We start from the raw sequence: 20,676 nt of genomic DNA, 5'->3' as shown, positions 1-20,676 counted from the left end.
GGAGGTGTTCACGCCGGGTAGCGGCGGGGGGTGAACACCACCCGGCCGCCGTCGCCCCGCTCGGCCACGCGGGTGGTGGAGGACCCCACGATCAGCAGGCAGCGCATGTCGACCACGGCGGGATCGAGCTCGCCGAGCGTGGTGAAGGTCAGGCGTTCCCCCGCTCCGCCGACGTCGCGGCCGATCACGACGGGGGTCTCCGGCGCGCGATGCTCCAGCAGCAGGTCCCGCGCGGCGGCCACCTGCCAGGTGCGGCTCTTGGAGGCCGGGTTGTAGATCGCCAGGACCAGGTCCGCCTTCGCCGCGGCGCTGATCCGCTCGGCGACGACCTCCCAGGGCTTGAGCAGGTCCGACAGCGACAGCACGCAGTAGTCGTGACCCAGGGGCGCCCCCGCCCGGCTCGCCACCGCGTGCGCCGCGGTCAGGCCAGGCAGCACCCGCACCCGGACGTCGGCGAACCGTGGCTCGCACGCCACCTCCAGCACCGCGCTGGCCATGGCGAACACCCCGGGATCACCCGAGGAGACCACCGCCACCCGGGATCCGGCGAGGGCCAGCTCCAGCGCGTGCGCGGCCCGTTCGGCCTCCACCCGGTTGTCGGTGGGATGGCGGAGCTGGCGCGGGTTGGGCGGCACCCGGTCGAGGTAGGGGCCGTACCCGATGAGCTCGTCGGCGGCGGCCAGCGCCTCCTGCGCCTCGGGCGTCAGCCACGGCCGTCCGGCCGGGCCGAGCCCGACCACGACGACCTCGCCCGAGGTCCCGGCGGCCGAGGTCTCGCTCTCCCGCGCGGCCGCGGCCGGCGCCGCGTTGGCCGGGCTCGGGATCAGGGCCAGCGAGAAGTACGGCACGCTGTCCGGGTCCACCTCGGCGAGCGGGGCCAGGCGCTGCCCGCCGGTGGTGGCGCGCTCCACGTACCAGGCCTCGTCGAGGCGCCCGGCCTCGGCCAGCGCGTCGCGGACCTTGGTGAACGTCCGGCCGAGTTTGAGCACCGCCGCCGAGTCGGTGGCGGCCAGGCGCTCGGCGAGGACCTCGGCCGGGAGCGTTCCGGGCAGCACGGTCAGGATCTCGTCCCGTTCGACCAGCGGGCGCCCGAGGACCGCGGAGGCGCCGCTCACCGAGGTCACGCCGGGGACCACCTCGGTGGTGTAGCGGTGCGACAGGCGCTTGTGCATGTGCATGTAGGAGCCGTAGAAGAGCGGGTCGCCCTCGCACAGCACCACCACGTCGCGCCCGGCGTCCAGATGGGCCGCCAGCCGCACCGCGCAGGCGGCGTAGAAGTCGTCGATGGCCCCCTGGTAGCCGCCGGGGTGGTCGGTGGTCTCGGTGGTGAGGGGGTAGATGAGGGCTTCCTCGATCTGGCCGTCCCGCAGGTACGGCGCGGCCACCGACCGGGCGATGCTCCGGCCGTGCCGGGCGCTGTGGAACGCGATCACGTCCGCCTCGCCGATGAGGCGGGCGGCCTTGACGGTCACCAGTTCGGGATCCCCGGGGCCGAGTCCCACACCCCAGAGCCGTCCGGTCAGCATGTCGCTCATTCGTCCTCGCTCGCTATCGCGTTGACCGCGGCGGCGGTCATCGCACTTCCGCCCCGGCGGCCGTGCACGACCAGGTACTCCAGGCCGGCCCCGTGTTCCGCGAGGGCCTGTTTGGACTCGGCGGCGCCGATGAAGCCGACCGGTATCCCGAGGACGGCGGCCGGTCGCCCGGCGCCCTCCTCGACCATCTCCAGCAGCCGGAACAGCGCGGTGGGCGCGTTGCCGATCGCGACCACGGAGCCCTCCAGCCGCTCCCGCCACAGCTCCATGGCGGCCGCGCTGCGGGTGGTGCCCAGCCGTTCGGCGAGTTCCGGCACGCGGAGGTCGCCCAGCGTGCAGATCACCTCGTTGTCGGCGGGAAGGCGGCGCCGGGTCACCCCCGAGGAGACCATCGTCGCGTCGCACAGCACCGGGGCGCCCGCCCGCAGGGCCTCGCGCGCCGACGCCACGACACCTGGAGACCATCCGAGGTCGGTGACCAGGTCGACCATCCCGCAGGAGTGGATCATGCGGACCGCCACCTGGGCGACGTCCGCGGGCATGCCGCTCAGGTCCGCCTCGGCGCGGATGGTGGCGAAGGAACGGCGGTAGATCTCGGCGCCGTCACGGACGTAGTCGATCACAGTTCCCCTCTGGCGGCCGTCATCGCGGCCGCGGTCTCTTCGATGTCCGCACAGGCTAGGCTCCGGCCGTCCAGGTCCAGGCGGTACCCGTCGCCGGTGGCGACCACGTCCGCGACTCGTCCCCTGGGGCGACCGCAGCGCCTCTCGCAGCCCGCCCAGTGCACGGGGAGCGTACCGGAATCAGCCGGTTCGTTCCGTACCGAGGTGATGGCGAGGGTCGCGTCGGCCCGCACGTCCGCCAGCGACTTGGCGCAGCCGGGACGGCCGGTGCAGGCGGTGACGCCGATCCACGGTGAGGCGGGGTCGGTGACCAGACCGGCCTCCGCCAGCCGGGCGGCCGTCCCGGCGACCTCCTTCCGGTCCAGCCGGGGCAGGACCATGCCCCGCCACGGGGTGAGCCGCAGCTCTCCGCAGGACGCCAGGCCGGCGAGCAGTTCGGCCTGGGCGGAGGTCAGCCGTCCCAGCGGCACCGCGACCCCGAGGGCGACCCGCCGGTCGGCGGACGCGCGCGGTCGTTCGACGACGCCCACCGGCCCGAGCCCGACGGGGCGAAGCCGCAGGGGGGCGGCGGACGCGGCGGTCCCGGCGGCCCGTGCGGGGTCATGGCCGGGGAGCGGCGGGTACTCGCCGGAGCGGGCGCGCATCCGGGCGGCGACCCGTGCGGGGCCGTCCTCCAGCTCGCCGATCCGCCAGGCGGTGATCTGCTGGGCGGCCAGTTCCGCGAGGAACTCCTCGGCGGCGGTGAGCAGGGCCCGCACCGCCGCGTCCAGCAGGACGCGCAGGCCGCCGTCGACGCCCGCGAGGACCACCGCGGCCTCGTCGGGGCCGGTCGGCAGGATCGTGGCGTCGGCGCCGAGCCCGGCCACGTCGCCGCGGCCGTCGTCGAGCGCGAACATGAACCGTCCGGGAAGGGCGGCGAGGGCGGGCCGGGCGCACAGGTGCCGGTCCAGCTCGGAGATCAGCGGGCCGACGTCGGTGATCCCGCCGCCGTCGAGACCGGTCAGGGGGGAGGCGAGGACGTTGCGGATCCGCTCGTGGGTGGCCGAGGGCAGCAGGCCCGCGGCCGCCATGCGGGCCGCGAATCCACCTCCCTCGCCCAGGCCGCGCACCTGGACGTTGGCCCGGGAGGTCAGCTCGATGACACCGCTGCCGTACGTGGAGGCGGCTCCGGCGAGTTCCCGCAGCTGGGAGGTCGTCAACCGGCCTCCGGGAACGCGGACGCGCGCCAGGCCGCCGTCGGCGGCGGCGTGCACCTGGAGCGCCCCGGGACATGCGTCAAGTCGCGATCGTCCGGAAAAGTGTGCAATGACCACGCTCAGGATGTTAACGCCAGTTTCTTGCAAGGAAGGGGACTGCCGTAGTGTCATCATTGCGATGGCAAAAGGGAGGAAGCCGGTGTGAGTCCGGCGCGGTCCCGCCACTGTAACCGGGGAGCGAACCCCACCCAGGTCACTGTCCGACGACGGACGGGAAGGCCGGGGTGAGCACCGATCCGGGAGCCAGGAGACTCCAGCCGTCGTAGCCGACGACGACCCGGGGCGAGGACCCCGAGGGAGGAAGCCCTGTGCGCTTTTCGCCGTTCCCCCGCCACTTCGTGGCACCCCTGAGCCGTACCGTCCCGCCTTCGCCGTTCCGCCACCCTGTGGCATCCCCTGGGCGTACCGCCCCGTTCTCGCCGTTCCGCCACCCTGTGGCATCCCCGGGCCGTACCGTCCCGCTTTCCCTGGAGTGTGGCGCGTGATCCTCCTGCTTTCGACCTCCGACACCGACCTGCTCAGCGCCCGCGCGAGCGGCGCCGACTACCGGCTGGGCAACCCCGCCCGGCTCTCCGCCGAGGACCTCCCGCCCCTGCTGGAGGGCGTCGACGCGGTGGTGGTCCGCCTGCTGGGCGGGCGCCGGGCCTGGGAGGAGGGACTGGACGCCCTGCTCGCCGGGCCCCGGCCCGTCGTCGTGCTCGGCGGCGAGCGGGCGCCCGACGCCGAGCTGATGGAGCTGTCCACCGTGCCCGGCGGGGTCTGCGCGGAGGCGCACGCCTACCTGGCCCACGGCGGGCCCGCCAACCTCGTCGAACTCCACCGGTTCCTGTCCGACACCCTGCTGCTCACCGGGCACGGGTTCGCCGCGCCCGCCCCCACCCCGAGCTGGGGCGTGCTGGAGCGCGAGAGCCGTCGCCAGGACGGGCCGGTCGTCGGGGTGCTCTACTACCGGGCCCACCACGTCGCCGGCAACACCGCCTTCGTCGAGGCCCTCTGCGCGGCGATCGAGGACGCGGGCGGCCGGGCGCTGCCCGTCTACTGCGCCTCCCTGCGCACCGCCGAGCCCGGCCTGCTGGAGGCGCTGCGCACGGTGGACGCCCTGGTGGTGACCGTGCTCGCCGCGGGCGGGACCCGGCCGGCGACCGCGTCGGCCGGCGGGGACGACGAGTCCTGGGACGTCGGCGCGCTCGCCGACCTGGACGTGCCCATCCTGCAGGGACTCTGCCTGACCGGCAGCCGGGCGTCCTGGACCGACAGCGACGACGGCCTGTCGCCGCTGGACGCGGCCACCCAGGTCGCGATCCCCGAGTTCGACGGGCGGATCATCACGGTGCCGTTCTCCTTCAAGGAGATCGACGAGGACGGGCTGACCGTCTACGTGGCCGACCCCGAACGGGCCTCACGCGTGGCGGGCATCGCGGTGCGGCACGCCGTACTGCGGCACGTCCCCGCCGGGGAGCGGAAGCTCGTGCTGATGCTGTCGGCCTACCCCACCAAGCACTCCCGGATCGGCAACGCCGTCGGCCTGGACACCCCCGCCAGCCTGGTGCGGCTGCTGGCCGTGCTGCGCGAACGTGGCTACGACATCGGCGCCGAGGGCGAACTGCCGGGCGTGACCGAGCAGGACGGCGACGCGCTGATCCACGCGCTGATCGCCGCGGGCGGGCAGGACGCGGACTGGCTCACCGAGGAGCAGCTCGCGGGCAACCCGGTGCGCATCGCGGCGAGCCGCTACGCCGAGTGGTACGCCACCCTGCCCGAAGACCTGCGTACCCGGATGGAGGAGCACTGGGGCCCGGCGCCCGGCGAGCTGTTCGTGGACAGGTCACAGGACCCGGAGGGTGAGATCGTGCTGGCCGCGCTGCGCGCCGGCAACGTCGTGGTCATGGTGCAGCCCCCGCGCGGGTTCGGCGAGAACCCCATCGCGATCTACCACGACCCCGACCTGCCGCCCAGCCACCACTACCTGGCCGCCTACCGCTGGCTGGCCGACGGCTTCGGCGCCCACGCCGTGGTCCACGTGGGCAAGCACGGCAACCTGGAGTGGCTGCCCGGCAAGTCCAACGGGATGTCCGCCTCCTGCGGCCCCGACGCCGCGCTCGGCGACCTGCCGCTGATCTATCCGTTCCTGGTCAACGACCCCGGCGAGGGCACCCAGGCCAAGCGGCGCGCCCACGCCACCCTGGTGGACCACCTCGTCCCGCCGATGGCCCGCGCCGACACCTACGGCGACATGGCCCGGCTGGAGCAGCTCCTCGACGAGCACGCCTCCATCGCGGCGATGGACCCGGCGAAGCTCCCGGCGATCCGCGCCCAGATCTGGACCCTCATCCAGGCCGCCAAACTCGACCACGACCTGGGTCTCGCCGACCGCCCGCACGACGCGGAGTTCGACGACTTCCTGCTGCACGTCGACGGCTGGCTGTGCGAGGTCAAGGACGTCCAGATCCGCGACGGCCTGCACGTGCTGGGCCTCGCCCCCGAGGGCGAGACGCGGATCGACCTGGTGCTGGCGATGCTCCGCGCCCGCCAGATGTGGGCCGGCAGCGAGGCCCTTCCCGGCCTGCGCGAGGCCCTCGGCCTGGCCGAGGACGGCACGGCGGGGCGGATCGGCACGGACGAGGCCGAGACGCTGGCCCGCGCGCTGGTCGAGGCCATGGAACACCGGGCCTGGGAGCCGTCCGCCGTCGCCGACGTCACCGCCGCCGTCCTGTCCCTCGACACCGTCGCGGGTGTCATGGGGGGCACCGTGGTGGACACCGGGCAGGTGGAGCGGATCCTGCGGTTCGCCGCGACGGAGATCGTGCCCAGGCTGGCGCGGACCACCGACGAGATCGACGCGATCCTGCACGCCCTCGACGGCGGCTACGTGCCGGCGGGACCGAGCGGCTCGCCGCTGCGCGGGCTGATCAACGTGCTCCCCACCGGCCGCAACTTCTACTCCGTCGACCCCAAGGCGGTGCCGAGCAGGCTGGCCTGGGAGACCGGCCAGGCGATGGCGGACTCCCTGCTGGAGCGCTACCGGAACGACACCGGCGACTGGCCGCGTTCGGTCGGGCTGTCGGTGTGGGGGACCAGCGCCATGCGCACCGCCGGGGACGACGTGGCCGAGGTGCTGGCCCTGCTCGGCGTGCGCCCGGTGTGGGACGAGGCCTCACGGCGGGTGACCGGGCTGGAGCCGATCCCGGCCGGGGAGCTCGGCCGCCCGCGCGTGGACGTCACGGTCAGGATCAGCGGGTTCTTCCGCGACGCGTTCCCGCACGTCGTGGCGATGCTGGACGACGCGGTACGGCTGGCCGCCGCCCAGGAGGAGCCCGAGGAGCACAACTACGTCCGGGCGCACGTGCTCGCCGACCTGGAGGGGCACGGCGACGAACGCAGGGCCACCATGCGGATCTTCGGATCCCGTCCGGGAGCCTACGGCGCCGGGCTGCTACCGCTGATCGACAGCCGCAACTGGCGCGACGACACCGACCTCGCCGAGGTCTACGCGGTGTGGGGCGGCTTCGCCTACGGCCGCGGCGTCGACGGCGTCCCGGCCAGGCAGGACATGGAGACGGCCTACCGCCGGATCGCGGTGGCGGCCAAGAACGTCGACACCCGCGAGCACGACATCGCCGACTCCGACGACTACTTCCAGTACCACGGCGGAATGATCGCCACCGTCCGCGCGCTCACCGGCAAGGCCCCCGCCGCCTACATCGGTGACAGCACCCGGCCGGACGCCGTCCGCACCCGGACGCTCTCGGAGGAGACCTCCAGGATCTTCCGCGCCCGGGTGGTCAACCCCCGCTGGCTGACCGCCATGCGCAAGCACGGCTACAAGGGCGCCTTCGAACTCGCCGCCACGGTCGACTACCTGTTCGGCTACGACGCCACCACCGGGGTGGTCGCCGACTGGATGTACGACAAACTGGCCGAGACCTACGTGCTCGACCCGGAGAACCAGGCCTTCCTCGCCACGTCCAACCCCTGGGCGCTGCACGGCATCGCCGAACGGCTGCTGGAGGCGGCCGGCCGGGGCATGTGGGAGCACCCCGACCCCGACATCCTGCGCGACCTCCAGGAGGTCTACCTCAAGTCCGAGGGAGACCTCGAAGACGGAGCCTGACCGGCGCGGGGCGCCGAATGGTCCACTCGGCGCCCCGGCGGCGCCCCTTCGACTCCTCGCCCGCCGCCCCGCCCCCGGTTGGGAGCGGCGCGCGAGGAGTCGAAGGGGCGGGTCACGCTCCGCCCGAGGTCGTGATGCGCCCGTACAGCACGAGGGCCCAGGTGAGGCAGCCGAACGCGGCCGTGGACGTCACCGTGCGGGCGACGTTCCAGTAGACCCACGTCGACTCGAACCGCTCGCGCACCGCCGCGAGATCGGCGATCCGGCCGGGTTCCCCGGCGGCGTCGAGCGCGTTGTTGAGCGGCACGTTGACGACGGCGGTGATGACGAGCGTCGCCCCGTACATGACGGCCGCGGCCACGATCCAGGGCAGCAGGGACCGCCCGTCCTCGCGGAGATGGAGCACCGCGGCCAGGATGATCAGCACCAGCGAGCCGATGAAGCACAGGAAGAACCAGCCGTTGAGGATCGCCGTGTTGATCCCCTGCATCGCGTCGACGAAGGTCCGGTCCTCCGCCCGGCCCAGACCGAGCATGACGGAGCAGGAATAGGCGTAGAAGAGACCCGCCACGAGCCCCACGGTCATCGTGGCCGCGATCAGCACCACGGGCCGGAAAAACCCCAACATCTCAACCTCCATGATGTGAATCAAATCCTTCAGCACGACATCGCACGCGTTTCCCACGGAGATTCTGGGCTTACGAGCAGCCGCGGGAAAACGGAGTTCGTGCGCGCGGCCGCCGGCGTCCTACCGGCCGCCCCAGACACCGGTGGCGGCGGCGTCCCGCGCGTAGTCGGTGAAATCCCGGGGCTCCCGTCCCAGGGCGCGCCGGACGCCGTCCGTCAGGTAGGCGTTGCGGCCGTCCAGGACCCTGGCGAACAGGTCGAGCAGCGGCGTCGCGTACTCGGCCGGCACGCCGTGCTCCGCCAGCGCGGCCGCGTACTGCTCGAAGGAGACCGGCACGTACTCGACCTCCCGCCCGGACGCCTTGGCGATCTCGCCGGCCGCGTCCGCGAAGGTCAGCAGCCGGGGGCCGGTCAGTTCGTAGAGCTGCCCCGCGTGCCCGTCCTCCGTCAGCGCCGCGACCGCGACGTCCGCGATGTCCTCCACGTCGATGAACGGCTCCGCCACGTCCCCGGCGGGGAACGCGACCACGCCGCCGAGCACCGGTTCCAGCAGGTAGTCCTCGCTGAAGTTCTGGCAGAACCAGCTCGACCGCAGGATCGTCCACTCGGCGCCGGAGCCCCGCACCGTCCGCTCGCAGGCCAGGGCCTCCTCCTCGCCCCTGCCGGACAGGAGCACCAGCCGCCGCACACCGCTCTCGACCGCCAGCGCGGTGAACGAACGGACCGTGGCGACGGCGCCGGGGAACGCCAGGTCCGGCTGGTACGACAGGTAGACCGCGTCGACGTCCTTCAGCACGGGCGCCCAGGTGGCCTGGTCCTCCCAGTCGAACGGCGGCTCGCCCGAGCGGGAACCGGCCCTCGGAGACAGGCCCCGCGCCGTGAGCCGCTCCACCACCCGGCGGCCGGTCTTGCCCGTGCCGCCGAGGACCAGCGTCGTTCTCTTCATGTGATCGTTGTTCGTCATGCTTCGAGTAAAGCCCCTCACAGTGAGACGGAACATGGTTGAGAGGCTCAATTCCATGTTCCTGCGTCTAGGATCGAGGGGTGGACGCATTCACCGGTCTTTTGGACGGCCCTCGGGCCAGAGGAGCGTTCCTCCTCCGTTCGATCATGAACCCGCCCTGGTCCCTCCGCATTCAGGACCGGGCGCCGCTCACCCTGGTGGCCGTCGTGCGGGGCGAGGCATGGGTGGTCCCCGACGACGGTGAGCCCGTACGGCTGCGCCCCGGGGACGTCGCGATCACGCGCGGCCCCGAGCCGTACACCGTCGCCGACGACCCGGCGACACCGCCCCAGATCGTCATCCACCCCGGGCAGCGCTGTACCACCCCGGAGGGGGAGGACCTGTCCCAGTCGATGAATCTGGGCGTCCGCACCTGGGGCGACCCGGACGGCTCGGCGGGCTCGACCGTGATGCTCACCGGCACGTACCAGATGGGCGGAGAGATCAGCCAGCGGCTGCTCGAAGCGCTGCCCACGCTGCTGGTCCTTGAGGAGGACGCCTGGGACTGCCCCCTCGTCCCGCTGCTCGCCTCCGAGATCGTCAAGGACGAGCCCGGCCAGGAGGCGGTTCTCGACCGGCTGCTGGATCTGCTGCTCATCGCCGTCCTGCGGACCTGGTTCGCCCTCCAGGAGGCCGAGGCCCCGGCCTGGTATCGGGCGCACAGCGACCCCGTGGTGGGCAAGGCCCTGCGGATGCTGCTCAACAACCCCGCCCACCCCTGGACCGTGTCCACGCTGGCCACGGGGGCCGGGGTGTCCCGTGCGGCCCTGGCCCGCCGCTTCGCCGAGCTGGTCGGTGAGCCGCCCATGACGTTCCTCACCGGCTGGCGGCTGGCCCTGGCCGCCGATCTGCTGCGCGAGCGGGACGCCACCGTCGGCGCGGTGGCCCGGCAGGTCGGCTACGGCAGCTCCTTCGCGCTCAGCACCGCCTTCAAACGGGTGCGCGGCATCAGCCCGCAGGAGCACCGCGTGGGGGCGTCCGGGAGGTGATCCCCGTCCCTCCGGCCCGCACCGGGAGGGACGGGGATCTCAGCCGAGCTCCGAACGTCCCAGCCGCCAGTAGCCCATGAAGGCGACCGAGGAACGGTCGATCCCCGCCTCCTGCACGAGGTGGCGGCGGAGCGTTTTGACCACACCGGCCTCGCCCGCCAGCCAGGCGTAGAGTCCGTCGCCGCCCGAGACCTCCGGGACGTCCCAGAGGGTGTCCGCCTCGATGTCGACGTCCTCCAGGTCCGTTCCCGTCGTCGTGCCGGGTGCTTCGAGCCCGGCGAGGACGTCGCGGACGGCGGGTATGAGCAGGTCGCCGTGACGGGCTCCGCCGCGGGACAACCAGGTGATCTCCACGCCCGGCCGGACGTCGAGGGGGAGTACGTCGGCGGAGCGGGGAACCTCGAGCAGGACCGTGGCCCGCACGCCGCCGGAGAGCGCCTCGGCGATGGTGGTGATGGCGGGGACGGCCGTCTCGTCGCCGGCCAGCAACAGGTGCGACGCCCCGGCGGGCGGAGCCCACTCCTGGCCGCCGGTGGGGCCGAGGTGGGCGGCGTTGGGGCCGATCACCACGACCCGGTGGCCGGGAGCGGCGTGGATCGCCCACCGGGAGGCGGGACCGGTCTCGCCGTGGAGGACGAAGTCGACGTCGAGCTCGCGCAGCTCCGGCCGTACGGCGCGCACGGTGTAGGTGCGGATCGGGTTCTGCAGCTCCGCGGGGAGCGCGCGCCAGCGCCGGTACCAGTCGTCGCCGTCGCCGACGGGGGTGAAGCCGCCGCAGGACAGCGGGAAGACCACCTTGATCCGCTGGTCGAAGCCCTCGTCGGCGAAGGCGGACAGTTCCTCGCCGCCGAAGGTGACCCGCACGAAACTCGGGCTGAGCCGTCGCGTCCGCAGGACCTCCACGTGGAAGGGCCGATAGGCGGGGGCCTCCGCCGTACGCTCCATGGTCTGCTCGCTGCCGGCTGTCATCGCGCCGCCTTAGCTCGGAAACATCGTCGCGAGAAACTTAGCTTTGCCTAACCTTATTAATCAAGCCGGTACGGCTCACGCCTCCGCCGCTTTCTGCGATGGCGCCCCGTCGAGGTATGAGGGCGAGCCCTGACCAGGACGAACGTCATTCCGAGGATGAGGGTCAGCAGCGCCGCGACGGGGGCCGCCTCCAGGGAGATCGGGAACCTCCCCGGATAGTCGGTCAGGATCATGGAGCCGGGCACGAGCGCGGGGCGGACCTCGATCCGCCCCGCCGCCTGCAGGACGGACGCGTCCTGTCCGGCCGTGACACCGGCCAGGTTCTCCTTGACCTTGCGCGGCGACCCGTAACCGACGACCTTGCTCTCGTCGCGTGCCTTGCGCTTGAGCCAGACCCCGTCGACGTTTCCCTCGATGGTGTGGATCGTTCCACCCTCCACCCGCTCGACGACGCCGACATGGTCGATGCCCTTGATGTCCTTGCCGCCCGACCAGTCGAAGAAGATCAGGGACCCGGCCTCGGGGGTCTGCGACCACGCGCCCTGGGTCTCGAACCAGCGGGCGTGGGAGGGCGTCCAGGCGAACTGGCCGACGAACTCCTCGACGTCCGCCCGCTCGGCGGCCCAGGCGATGAACATGTCGCACCAGGGAGCCGTCTTGTACTGGGGGTCCTGGTCGACCGTGAGCGAGTACCACTCGCCGAACTTGCTGTGCTGTCCGGGCCCTTCCCTGTATCCGAGCTCCGGCTCCATGATTCTGAGCAGATCGTCACCGATCGGATCCATGGCCGTCAGCCACCCCGTCCACTCCGCTGCGCCCTTCCGTGAAGGGTGGTCACCGTCCGACAACGCTGGACTTTATTCGCAGAAAAATGGAAAAGTGGGGATATTCCAACAAATAACTACACCAGGGGGCCGTCGAATACCGGATTTGATGGAGGGGGTGAACGTCGGCCTTTCATCGTCTATCATCGTCCGCCTGCCGCCTGCCGCCTGCCGCCTGCCGCCTGCCTGCGGTCCGCGTCGGCGTCCGCCGTACGCCCGCCGTACGCCCATCGGCTCGGGGAGTGGGAGAACGGGCACCGCCTGGTCGATAGCATTTGACATCCTCCTCTGCCTTTCGGGCAGAGGATTCCAACGGCACCTACCCCACCAGGAGGAGGTCACGTTGAGGTTCGCGGTTCGCAGGCCCGCCCAACGGCGAGCCTCCCCGCGCAGCCACCGCATATCCCGCGGCGGTATCTCGGAGGTTCTTCGCCGCGTTGACGTCAGCGTGGTCCCGATGCCCGCATGCCACACACGAGAAGAGCGCTTGGCTCTCGCGACTCTCCCGGGCGACGTGTTTGCACGCATTGCAGGTCTGCGACGTATACCGCGGATCAATCTTCCACACCCGGCCCGGAGCCTTGTGCTCCAGCCGGGCCGCCAACCGCCCCCACCCACTGGCCAGAATGCCCCGGTTCAACCCCGCCTTCTGGCGCACGTTCCGACCCGGCGCCGTGATACTGCCTTTCGCCGACCGGACCATCGCGGAGATCTTCAGGTCCTCGATGCCGATCACGTCGAAGCGGCGGGCCAGATCGGTGCTGGTCTGCTCCACCCAATTTTTGCGCCGATCACCCTCCCGGGCCTTCAGCCTCGCGATGGCCGTCTTGACCTTGGCGCGGCGCTTGGACCCGGACCGGGCGCGGGCCAGAGCACGCTGCAACCGCACCAGCCGCTTCTTCTGCCCTGGACTCAAGGTGGGAACGGTCAGCGGCTCACCGGTGGACAACGCCGCCGACACCACCACCCCCCGATCCACCCCGACCACCGCACCGGTCCCCGGGGCCGGAATCGGCTCCGGGATGATCGCGAACGCCACATGCCAGCGCCCCGCCGCATCCCGGGTGACGCGAAACGACTTCGCTTCCTCCACCGGGCGCGACCAGCGGAATCGCACCCATCCCACTTTGGGGATGCGCACCTGGCCGACCTTGCGCGACAGGCGGCGCACATCACCGGGTTTGACCGCGACGATCCGAAACCCCTCACCGCGGCCACGCCGACGCCACCTCGGCCGCCGGTGGGTTGTGCCGAAGAAGTTCGCCATCGCCTGGCGGAAGTCCTTCAGCGCCTGCTGCTGGACGATGATCGACCCGGCGGCCAGCCACGGCGAGGCGGCGCGGGCCTCGGTGAGTTGGCGGCACTGCTCGGTGAACCCCGGCGCCGGTGTGCGCCCGGGCCGCCAGTGGGCGTGTTGTTCCACGGCCAGGTTCCACACATATCGAGCCTGCCCGCAGTGCTCCATCAGCGCCGCCTCCTGGGCGGGTGAGGGGTGCAGCCGATAGCGGGACACACCGAGTAACCTACCGATGCCCACCGACAAAACCGGGGGATCATCATGGGTGGCTGTTACGTGTTTCCTTCCCGTCCTGAAGGACGGGACCTCCACGCTGCAGGTGCTCGGTGACAGGACACGAAGGCGGATTGGGTTTCTATGTTCGACGACAAGACGCAGGAGACCCTCCGGCGTCTTCTGGACCTCGCCGAGCATCCCTCGACCCCGCAGCCGGAACGGACCCTGGCCATCACGCGGATCCGGGCGCTCATCATGGTTCCGGACGGCGACGCCCGCCGGGCGCCGGTCACCCCGGCGATGGAGGCCGACATCCTCAAGAAGATCAGGCCGCTGACCCGGCAGGTCGACGAAGCCCTGGTCAACGAGGTGCACGGTGACCTCTACACCTTCAGCACCCGCTACCGGGTGATCGGCGAGATCGCCGACGAGATGGCCGTCCTGCTCGAACGCTGGAGTGCGGTCGTCCCGGAGAAGCGTCACCGCTACGAGGAGACGGTCAGGGTCGCCGCCTCGAAACTCGCCTACCTCCTGGAGCGACGCGACCTGTTCCGCAAGCCGAAGTGGGGCAACCGCCCGCGAACGAAGTAGTCCGCGCCGACCATCCGCCGCGGCCACCGGCTTCGACACCCGTTTCCGCCCAAGACCGGGTCTACGCCACCGACCACCCGCGGCGGTGACCGCCGGACGGTTCACCGGCCGTGCACCGCCTCCGCAGGGGACAGGGAGCATCGCCGGACCACTACGCGACCTGGCCGGAGCCTTCCTGGCGCACGCGGTGACGATCCCGTCCCGCGAAGACCGGCTCACGGCCGCACCTTAGCGCGACGCCCCCTCTCCTCCCAGGTCAGAGCCTTCGAATCCCAGGCCGGAGCCCTTGAACAGGGGAGGCCGGATCAACCAGTCGAGGGCGGGACCACGACTCACCGCGGGCATTTCACATGAAGCCAGAAATATCCCCTTGAGTTTGAGTCGCAGCGTGGTTTACAGTTCAAACCAGAAGTTTGAAGCGCAAACTAGTTTGAGGGTGGGCTCATGGACCGGCTTGAGGACGACGAGAGGCCCCTGAGCCCCGAGGAGACGCTCCGGCTGATCGAGAAGCAGCAGGTCAGGACGAGCGTGGGGCTCGGCGGCAACCCGCTGATGATGTACACCCCGTGGGGAGTCGCCTGGCTGGTGGGTTTCGGCGCCCTGTTCCTGCACTACACCTACGGTTTCATCACCCAGAGCGTGGCGCTCGCGGTGCTGTTCCCCTTCATGCTCCTGGCCATGGCGAGCAACTCCCTCACGCAGTGGAAGGGAGCGGCCGGCCAGGTGCGGGGCAAGTCCGGGGAACAAGGCATGATGTACGGCTTCGCCTGGGCCTTCGGCTTCGCCTGCATGGGCGCGCTCGGCACCCGGCTCAGCCTCCTGCTGCCGCCGGACGAGATCGGCCTGCTCTGGGGGGTGATGTCCATGACGATCGTGGCCGTCCTCTACATGGCCGGAGGCGCGCTCTGGGGGAGGCCGACGATGTTCTACCTCGGCGCGGGGGTCGCGGTGTTCAACGTGATCGGCGCCGTGGGGGGCCCTGCCCTGCACGCCCTGCTCATGTCCGTCGGCGCGGGCGGCGGGTTCGCCGCCGTCGGCGTGGTGCAGTGGTGGCGGCAGCGGGACAGGACATGACCGCGCACGAGCTCGACCCCGTCATCCACGCGCAGGCCCGGCTGAGGGTGATGACCACGCTCAACGCCCTGGGCGAGGAGAACCAGATCACCTTCCCGGGGCTGAAGGACCTGCTCGGGATGACCGCGGGAAACCTGTCGGTGCACCTCACCAAGCTTGAGGAGGCCGGCTACGTGGAGATCATCAAGACCCACCGGGGGCGCACCCCCGCGACCTACGTCGCCCTGACCCGGCAGGGGCGCCGCGCCTTCGAGGACTACACCACCGCCATCCGCGAATTACTCGACCTGACGTAGAACCCGACGGAGAAGAAGAGGACCCCCCATGGCAGAGATCCTGGCTCGCACCGTCGAGGCCACCCGGAGGTACGGCGCGGTGACGGCGCTGGACCGGGTCTCCCTCGACATCCACGCCGGAGAGCTGGTCGGACTGCTCGGGCCGAACGGCGCGGGCAAGTCCACCCTGGTCAACCTGTTCGCCGGACTGCGGCGGCCGACGTCGGGCACCGTCGAGCTGCTCGGCGGCTCGCCCCTGGACCCGGTCCGGCGCCGCGGCGTCGGGGTCACCCCGCAGGAGACCGGCCTGCCGCCGACGCTGCGGGTCGGCGAGTGCGTCGACTTCGTGGCGGCGCACTTCCCCGCCGCGGTCGCCCGTGGGGCGTTGCTGGAGCGGTTCGGCCTCGAGGACCTCACCCGGCGGCAGATCGGAGGATTGTCCGGCGGGCAGAAGCGACGCCTGGCGGTGGCGCTGGCCTTCGTCGGCGATCCCCGGCTGGTCTTCCTCGACGAGCCCACCACCGGGCTCGACGTCGAGGCCCGTCGCGCGCTCTGGGACGGGATCCGCCACTTCCACGCCGAGGGCGGGACCGTGGTCATCACCAGCCACTACCTGGAGGAGATCGAGGCGCTGGCCGAGCGGGTCGTGGTGATCGGCGAAGGCCGGGTGCTCACCGACGGCACCATGGACGCGATCCGGGGCCTGGTCGGCATCCGCCGCGTCACCCTCACCAGCGCCGAGCTTCCCGATCTGCCCGGCGTCCTCGGCGTCGAGCACGACGGCTCCCGCACGCACCTGCTCACCGCCGACGCCGACGCCCTGGTCCGCGAGCTGGTCAGGGCCGATGTTCCCTTCTCCGATCTGGAGATCCGGCCCACCTCCCTCGAAGAGGCCTTCCTCACCATCACCGCCCGCGAATCCCAGACGGCCTGACCCCGCCCCGTTCATCAACAGGAGCTTGTGATGTCCCTCGTTCTCACCCATGCCCGATACCAATTCCTGGAGACGGTCCGCGTACCGATCGCGGTGGTCGGAAGCGCGGCCTTCCCGGCGATGTCGATGCTGTTCTTCGTGGTGCCGTTCACCGGGAACGATCCGGTCGCGGCGACCTACTCCACCGGGGCGATGCTGGTCTTCGCGGTCATGTCGGCCTGCCTGTTCACCTACGGCATCGGGGTGGCGGAGGATCGGGCCCAGCCGTGGGATCCCTACCTGCGCACGTTGCCGGCCGGGCCGCTGGCCAGGTTCACCGGACGGATCCTCAGCGTGATCGCGATCATGGGGATCGCGATGATTCCCGTGTTGCTCATCGCGGCCTTTCTCACCGAGGCGACGGTGACCCCCGCACAGCTGGTGCTCGGCCTGGCCGCCGTACTGCTGGGGTCGATCCCCTTCACCCTGATGGGCCTGTTCATCGGCTACGCGCTGCCGTCCAAGGCCGCGATCGTCGTCGCCCAGGTGGTGTTCTTCCCGATGGCCGTGGGCGCCGGGCTGCTCACCGGCCCTCCGGCGGGCGCCCCGGAGTTCATCCAGATCATCGCCCCCTACCTGCCGGCCCGGGGAGCGGTCGAGCTGGTCTGGGCGGCGAGTACGGACTTCCCTCCCAACGTGCTCTCCCTGGTGATGCTGGGCGTGTGGGTCGTGGTCTTCGGCGCTCTCGCCGTCTGGGCCTACCGCCGTGACGAGGGCCGCCGTTTCTCCTGACGCCCGCCTCCGGGGAAGACCGGCGGAGGAGGCCGCTGTCACGGGGTCACGGCGGCCTCCTCCGTCCTCATCTGATCTACATTGTAAAGGCGTCGGCCGGCTTTCCTCGGAAAGCCGGCCGACGCCTTTCTCGCCGAAGCCGCTGGGAACGAGTCAACCGGGCGTTAGGACTCCACCGTGTGAACGGGAAGGCCGTCGGCCCCGCACCGGACCTCGACCTTGAGCTCCGACCGGTCCGACTCGAACTCCACCTCCGTCTGGCGCGCGGGACCCGGTTCGACGTCGTCGACGGAGTATCCCTGGGCGGGACTCCAGGAGCGCAGGCGGACCAGACCGTCCTGGCAGACCGCGACCACGGTGCCGCCGCCGGTGCTGAGCACCTTCGCGGGAGCGGACGGCTCGGGGGAGGCGGCCGAGGACGGCAGGGGCGGGCGGGTGGCGGCGGCGATCAGCTCCGCGCGGACCTCCTCCGGCGTCAGGGCGTGACCACCGGCGCCGGTCAGGGAACCGCCCAGCACGTTCAGAACGGTGACTCCCGCCGCCGTCGCGACGAGCGCCGTGGCAAGCCAACCGGTCACGGCCAGCAGCAGCCGCCGGCGCATCGCCATGCTTTCTCCCCTCCGGTGTCACGGCCGGGCTAAGACAACGTCCATCCTGCCATCGATGTCGTCGTTCACCGTTTACGGTGTCATCACATGGCGGAAATCCTGCTCATCGAGGACGACATGACGATCCGTACCGCTCTCACGCGAGGGCTGCGGGAGCTGGGTCATGTCGTCTCGTCGTCTCCCACCGCTCTCGACGGCCTGCGCCTGGCGATGCGTGACCGGCCCGACCTGGTCGTGCTCGACCTGGGGCTGCCCGACCTCGACGGGGCCGAGCTGTTGCGCATGCTCAGGGCCGTGAGCAGGGTGCCTGTGATCGTCGCGACCGCTCGCGACGGCGATGCCGAGATGGTCCCCGTCCTCAACGCGGGAGCGGACGACTACGTGGTCAAGCCGTTCAGCGCGGCGCAGCTCGACGCCCGGGTCCGGGCGGTCCTGCGCCGGACGGGCGACGACCCCGCTCCCGACACATCGGTCGCGATCGCGGGACTGCGACTGGACCCCCGCTCTCGTGACGCGTTCCTGGACGGTGCGCCGCTTGAGCTGACGCCCCGCGAGTTCGACCTCCTGCACTTCCTCGCGACTCGTGCGGGAGAGGTGGTGACCAAGAGGGAGTTGCTGACCGAGGTCTGGCAGGTGCCCTACGGCGGAGCCGACAAAACCGTGGACGTCCACCTGTCGTGGCTGCGGCGAAAACTCGGCGAGACCGCCCAGAATCCTCGCTACCTGCTCACCGTGCGCGGGGTCGGTGTCAAGCTGGTCGATCCCACATGAGGCGCTGGCTGGCCCTGGTCATGGCGGCCACCACCTCGCTGGTGCTGATCGCGCTTCTGGTGCCGATGGCGTTGCTGATCGGCACCGTCGCCGAGAACGGAGCCGTCAACCGGGCGACCGACGCGGCGGAGTCGGTCGCGGCGGCGGTGAGCACCCTGACCCCCGAGGAACTGGCTCTCACGGTCGAGCAGGTCACGGCGTCGGGAGGGTATCCCCTGACGGTCTTCCTGCCCGACGGCAGAACGCTCGGCCGCCCGGTTCCCCGATCGGACGCGGTTCGCCTGGCGGCGCTGGGGCGCAGCGTCACGGCGCGGGTGCCCGGCGGCAACGAGGTCCTGGTCTCGGTGCAGAGCCCGTCGCTGGGAGCGGTGGTGGTCCGGGTGTTCGTGAGCGAGGCGGATCTCAACCGGGGCGTGCGGGAGGCGTGGATCGGGTTGCTGGCTCTCGGGCTGGCACTGATCGTGCTGGGTATCGTGGTGGCGGACAGGCTCGCCAGGACCGTGACGACGTCGATCGCCGCCCTGGCCGAGGTCTCGCATCGCCTGGCGGGTGGGGAGCTGGCCGCGCGCGCCTCGGCGGAGGGCCCGAGAGAGGTCCGGTCGGTGGCGCTGGCCCTCAACCATCTCGCCGGGCGGATCGACGATCTGCTGGCCGCCGAACGCGAGTCGGTCGTCGATCTCTCGCACCGCCTGCGCACCCCGCTGACCGGACTGCGGCTGAACGCCGAGGCCCTGACCGACTCCGGTGAGGCGAAGCAGATCGGGGCCCGCGTGGACGATCTGGAGCGGGCCGTGACCTCGATCATCAATACCGCCAGGCGGCGTTCGCCGGTGCGAGAGTCGTGCGACGCCACCTCGGTGGTGGTGGATCGCGTCCGGTTCTGGTCGGTGCTGGCCGAGGACCAGGACCGGGAGATGAGACTCGACCTTCCCTCGAAGCCGCTGCCGGTCGCCGTGGCCTCGAACGAGCTGGCCGCGTGCGTCGACGCGTTGTTCGGCAACGTCTTCGCGCACACTCCCGAGGGGGTGTCGTTCGGGGTGCGGCTCGGCCCCGGCGCGGAGGGCGGCGCGAGCCTGGTCGTGACCGACGCGGGACCCGGTTTCGGGGCCGAGTGGCTGGTCCGGGGCAACAGCGGCGGCGATTCGACCGGCCTGGGGCTGGACATCGCCCGCCGTACCGCGGAGTCGTCAGGCGGCTCGCTGAGCGTGGGCGCGGCTCCGGCGGGCGGGGCCGTCGTCGAGGTGACCTTCGGTCCGCCCGCATCGCCTTAACCATCCCTTAGGGTTCCCGCAGCACGGCTCTATCGTGGCGGGCGGCACGCTCGGAGGCATGAGAAGAACAATGAAACTCACCGTGGCCACCGTTGGACTGTTCACCGCTGTCGCCGGCGGCGGTGTCGCCTTCGCCGCGAGCGCGATGCCCACCCCCTCCGGGGGAACGACCACCCCCGCACCGGCGAGCCCGACGACTCCGCGTACCCCGGAGCCCGGCGAGGCCGAGGCGAAGGTCAAGCGGGAGGCGGCCGTCAAGATCGCTCAGGACAAGGTGCCCGGCGCCCAGGTGACCGAGGTGGAGTTCGACGGCGACGAGACCCCCACCACCTGGGAGATCGAGCTCCGCAAGGGCACCGTCGAGCATGAATTCGAGATCGACGCCACCACCGGTGCGATCCTGGAGCAGGACCAGGAGAACGAGACGGGCACCGATCAGGACGACGATCAGGACGACGACTGAGGGGGCCGGTAACGCCACGAGGCGGCGGCAGGCCGGATTCGACGGCCTGCCGCCGCCTCCTGTCCCGCCCGTCCGCGTTCGCGTCCGGATCAAGGGGGACCCGGCCTCCGATCGAGGGGGGTGTGCGAGCCTGGACACATGGCAACTGCACGCTGGAACGGCGAGGTCATCGCGGAAAGTGACGACACCCGGATCGTGGAGGGAAACCACTACTTCCCTCTCGACTCGGTGTCCACGCAATACCTGAAGCCGTCGGAGACCACCACCGTCTGTCCCTGGAAGGGGACGGCGAACTACTACACGCTGGACGTGGGGGGCAAGGAGAATCCCGACGCCGCCTGGTACTACGCGGACCCCAAGGCGGAGGCCGCCGAGATCAAGGACCACGTGGCGTTCTGGAACGGTGTGGAGGTCACCGCCTGAGCCCGTCTCGTCGAGGGGGCGGGGCACCGATCGCGAAGTGGCGGC

Annotated in this window: 20 protein-coding genes and 1 riboswitch; of the genes, 11 read left to right on the top strand and 9 right to left on the bottom strand. The window is 71.4% G+C overall.

Annotation, left to right across the window (positions count from 1 at the left end):
• Window positions 1-8 precede the first annotated feature (8 nt).
• Genes J2853_RS14645 through cobG form a run of 3 tightly spaced genes read right to left on the bottom strand, consistent with a single transcriptional unit; the run spans window position 9 to window position 3,471 of the window.
• Entirely contained in the window at window positions 9-1,535 is a 1,527-nt protein-coding gene (locus tag J2853_RS14645) for a precorrin-2 C(20)-methyltransferase (protein ID WP_307558198.1), read from the bottom strand.
• Window positions 1,532-2,158: a precorrin-8X methylmutase gene (locus tag J2853_RS14640; protein ID WP_307558195.1), complete on the bottom strand. Its 627-nt coding sequence runs from the start codon at window positions 2,156-2,158 to the stop codon at window positions 1,532-1,534. The genes J2853_RS14645 and J2853_RS14640 overlap by 4 nt, the downstream gene beginning before the upstream one ends.
• A complete protein-coding gene (gene cobG, locus J2853_RS14635) occupies window positions 2,155-3,471 on the bottom strand; it encodes a precorrin-3B synthase (RefSeq protein ID WP_307558193.1) in 1,317 nt (438 codons plus the stop codon). The genes J2853_RS14640 and cobG overlap by 4 nt, the downstream gene beginning before the upstream one ends.
• Before the next feature lie 28 nt (window positions 3,472-3,499).
• Window positions 3,500-3,684, top strand: a riboswitch (cobalamin riboswitch).
• A gap of 211 nt (window positions 3,685-3,895) precedes the next feature.
• On the opposite strand from cobG, the gene cobN reads away from it, so the two are divergent.
• On the top strand, window positions 3,896-7,525 hold the full coding sequence (gene cobN / locus J2853_RS14630; RefSeq protein ID WP_370879263.1) for a cobaltochelatase subunit CobN: 3,630 nt from the start codon (window positions 3,896-3,898) through the stop codon (window positions 7,523-7,525).
• Window positions 7,526-7,637: 112 nt separating this feature from the next.
• Here cobN and J2853_RS14625 read toward each other — a convergent pair whose 3' ends face one another.
• The gene (locus tag J2853_RS14625) at window positions 7,638-8,153 is read right to left on the bottom strand and encodes an anthrone oxygenase family protein (RefSeq protein WP_307558190.1); all 516 of its coding nucleotides are present in this window, start codon (window positions 8,151-8,153) and stop codon (window positions 7,638-7,640) included.
• Window positions 8,154-8,273: 120 nt separating this feature from the next.
• On the bottom strand, window positions 8,274-9,116 hold the full coding sequence (locus J2853_RS14620) for an NAD(P)H-binding protein (RefSeq protein WP_307558188.1): 843 nt from the start codon (window positions 9,114-9,116) through the stop codon (window positions 8,274-8,276).
• Window positions 9,117-9,196: 80 nt separating this feature from the next.
• On the opposite strand from J2853_RS14620, the gene J2853_RS14615 reads away from it, so the two are divergent.
• Window positions 9,197-10,144, top strand: a complete 948-nt coding sequence (locus J2853_RS14615) for an AraC family transcriptional regulator (RefSeq protein WP_307558187.1) — start codon at window positions 9,197-9,199, stop codon at window positions 10,142-10,144.
• A 39-nt stretch (window positions 10,145-10,183) separates the two neighbouring features.
• Here J2853_RS14615 and J2853_RS14610 read toward each other — a convergent pair whose 3' ends face one another.
• The 3 genes from J2853_RS14610 to J2853_RS14600 all read right to left on the bottom strand — a co-directional run bounded on the left by J2853_RS14610 (window position 10,184) and on the right by J2853_RS14600 (window position 13,450).
• Window positions 10,184-11,113: a siderophore-interacting protein gene (locus J2853_RS14610; RefSeq protein ID WP_307558186.1), complete on the bottom strand. Its 930-nt coding sequence runs from the start codon at window positions 11,111-11,113 to the stop codon at window positions 10,184-10,186.
• 56 nt (window positions 11,114-11,169) lie between these two features.
• A complete protein-coding gene (locus J2853_RS14605; protein ID WP_307558184.1) occupies window positions 11,170-11,898 on the bottom strand; it encodes a CHAP domain-containing protein in 729 nt (242 codons plus the stop codon).
• Window positions 11,899-12,256: 358 nt separating this feature from the next.
• Window positions 12,257-13,450: an RNA-guided endonuclease InsQ/TnpB family protein gene (locus J2853_RS14600; protein ID WP_307558182.1), complete on the bottom strand. Its 1,194-nt coding sequence runs from the start codon at window positions 13,448-13,450 to the stop codon at window positions 12,257-12,259.
• 141 nt (window positions 13,451-13,591) lie between these two features.
• Here J2853_RS14600 and J2853_RS14595 point away from each other — a divergent pair, with 141 nt between their 5' ends.
• From J2853_RS14595 to J2853_RS14575, 5 genes are all read left to right on the top strand, one after another.
• On the top strand, window positions 13,592-14,041 hold the full coding sequence (locus tag J2853_RS14595) for a hypothetical protein (RefSeq protein ID WP_307558180.1): 450 nt from the start codon (window positions 13,592-13,594) through the stop codon (window positions 14,039-14,041).
• A gap of 444 nt (window positions 14,042-14,485) precedes the next feature.
• A complete protein-coding gene (locus J2853_RS14590) occupies window positions 14,486-15,115 on the top strand; it encodes a hypothetical protein (protein ID WP_307558178.1) in 630 nt (209 codons plus the stop codon).
• The gene (locus J2853_RS14585) at window positions 15,112-15,411 is read left to right on the top strand and encodes a transcriptional regulator (protein WP_307558176.1); all 300 of its coding nucleotides are present in this window, start codon (window positions 15,112-15,114) and stop codon (window positions 15,409-15,411) included. Before J2853_RS14590 ends, J2853_RS14585 begins: the two co-directional genes overlap by 4 nt.
• 28 nt (window positions 15,412-15,439) lie before the next feature.
• Entirely contained in the window at window positions 15,440-16,324 is an 885-nt protein-coding gene (locus J2853_RS14580) for an ABC transporter ATP-binding protein (RefSeq protein ID WP_307558174.1), read from the top strand.
• 30 nt (window positions 16,325-16,354) lie between these two features.
• On the top strand, window positions 16,355-17,095 hold the full coding sequence (locus J2853_RS14575) for an ABC transporter permease (protein WP_307558171.1): 741 nt from the start codon (window positions 16,355-16,357) through the stop codon (window positions 17,093-17,095).
• 164 nt (window positions 17,096-17,259) lie between these two features.
• Here the strand turns inward: J2853_RS14575 and J2853_RS14570 are convergent, their stop codons facing one another.
• Window positions 17,260-17,703, bottom strand: coding sequence for a hypothetical protein (locus tag J2853_RS14570; protein ID WP_307558169.1), 444 nt, complete (start codon window positions 17,701-17,703; stop codon window positions 17,260-17,262).
• Between the two features lie 87 nt (window positions 17,704-17,790).
• On the opposite strand from J2853_RS14570, the gene J2853_RS14565 reads away from it, so the two are divergent.
• The 4 genes from J2853_RS14565 to J2853_RS14550 all read left to right on the top strand — a co-directional run bounded on the left by J2853_RS14565 (window position 17,791) and on the right by J2853_RS14550 (window position 20,631).
• Window positions 17,791-18,474: a response regulator transcription factor gene (locus J2853_RS14565; RefSeq protein WP_307558168.1), complete on the top strand. Its 684-nt coding sequence runs from the start codon at window positions 17,791-17,793 to the stop codon at window positions 18,472-18,474.
• Window positions 18,471-19,745, top strand: coding sequence for a sensor histidine kinase (locus J2853_RS14560; protein WP_307558166.1), 1,275 nt, complete (start codon window positions 18,471-18,473; stop codon window positions 19,743-19,745). The genes J2853_RS14565 and J2853_RS14560 overlap by 4 nt, the downstream gene beginning before the upstream one ends.
• A gap of 58 nt (window positions 19,746-19,803) precedes the next feature.
• The gene (locus J2853_RS14555) at window positions 19,804-20,208 is read left to right on the top strand and encodes a PepSY domain-containing protein (protein ID WP_307558164.1); all 405 of its coding nucleotides are present in this window, start codon (window positions 19,804-19,806) and stop codon (window positions 20,206-20,208) included.
• 138 nt (window positions 20,209-20,346) lie between these two features.
• Entirely contained in the window at window positions 20,347-20,631 is a 285-nt protein-coding gene (locus tag J2853_RS14550; RefSeq protein ID WP_307558162.1) for a DUF427 domain-containing protein, read from the top strand.
• The last annotated feature ends 45 nt before the right edge of the window (window positions 20,632-20,676 follow it).

Origin of the sequence: Streptosporangium lutulentum (genome assembly GCF_030811455.1) — a bacterium.
Classification (GTDB): Bacteria; Actinomycetota; Actinomycetes; order Streptosporangiales; family Streptosporangiaceae; genus Streptosporangium; species Streptosporangium lutulentum.
Note: the sequence above shows the minus strand (reverse complement) of the source record. Positions and strands in the feature narration are given on the sequence as shown.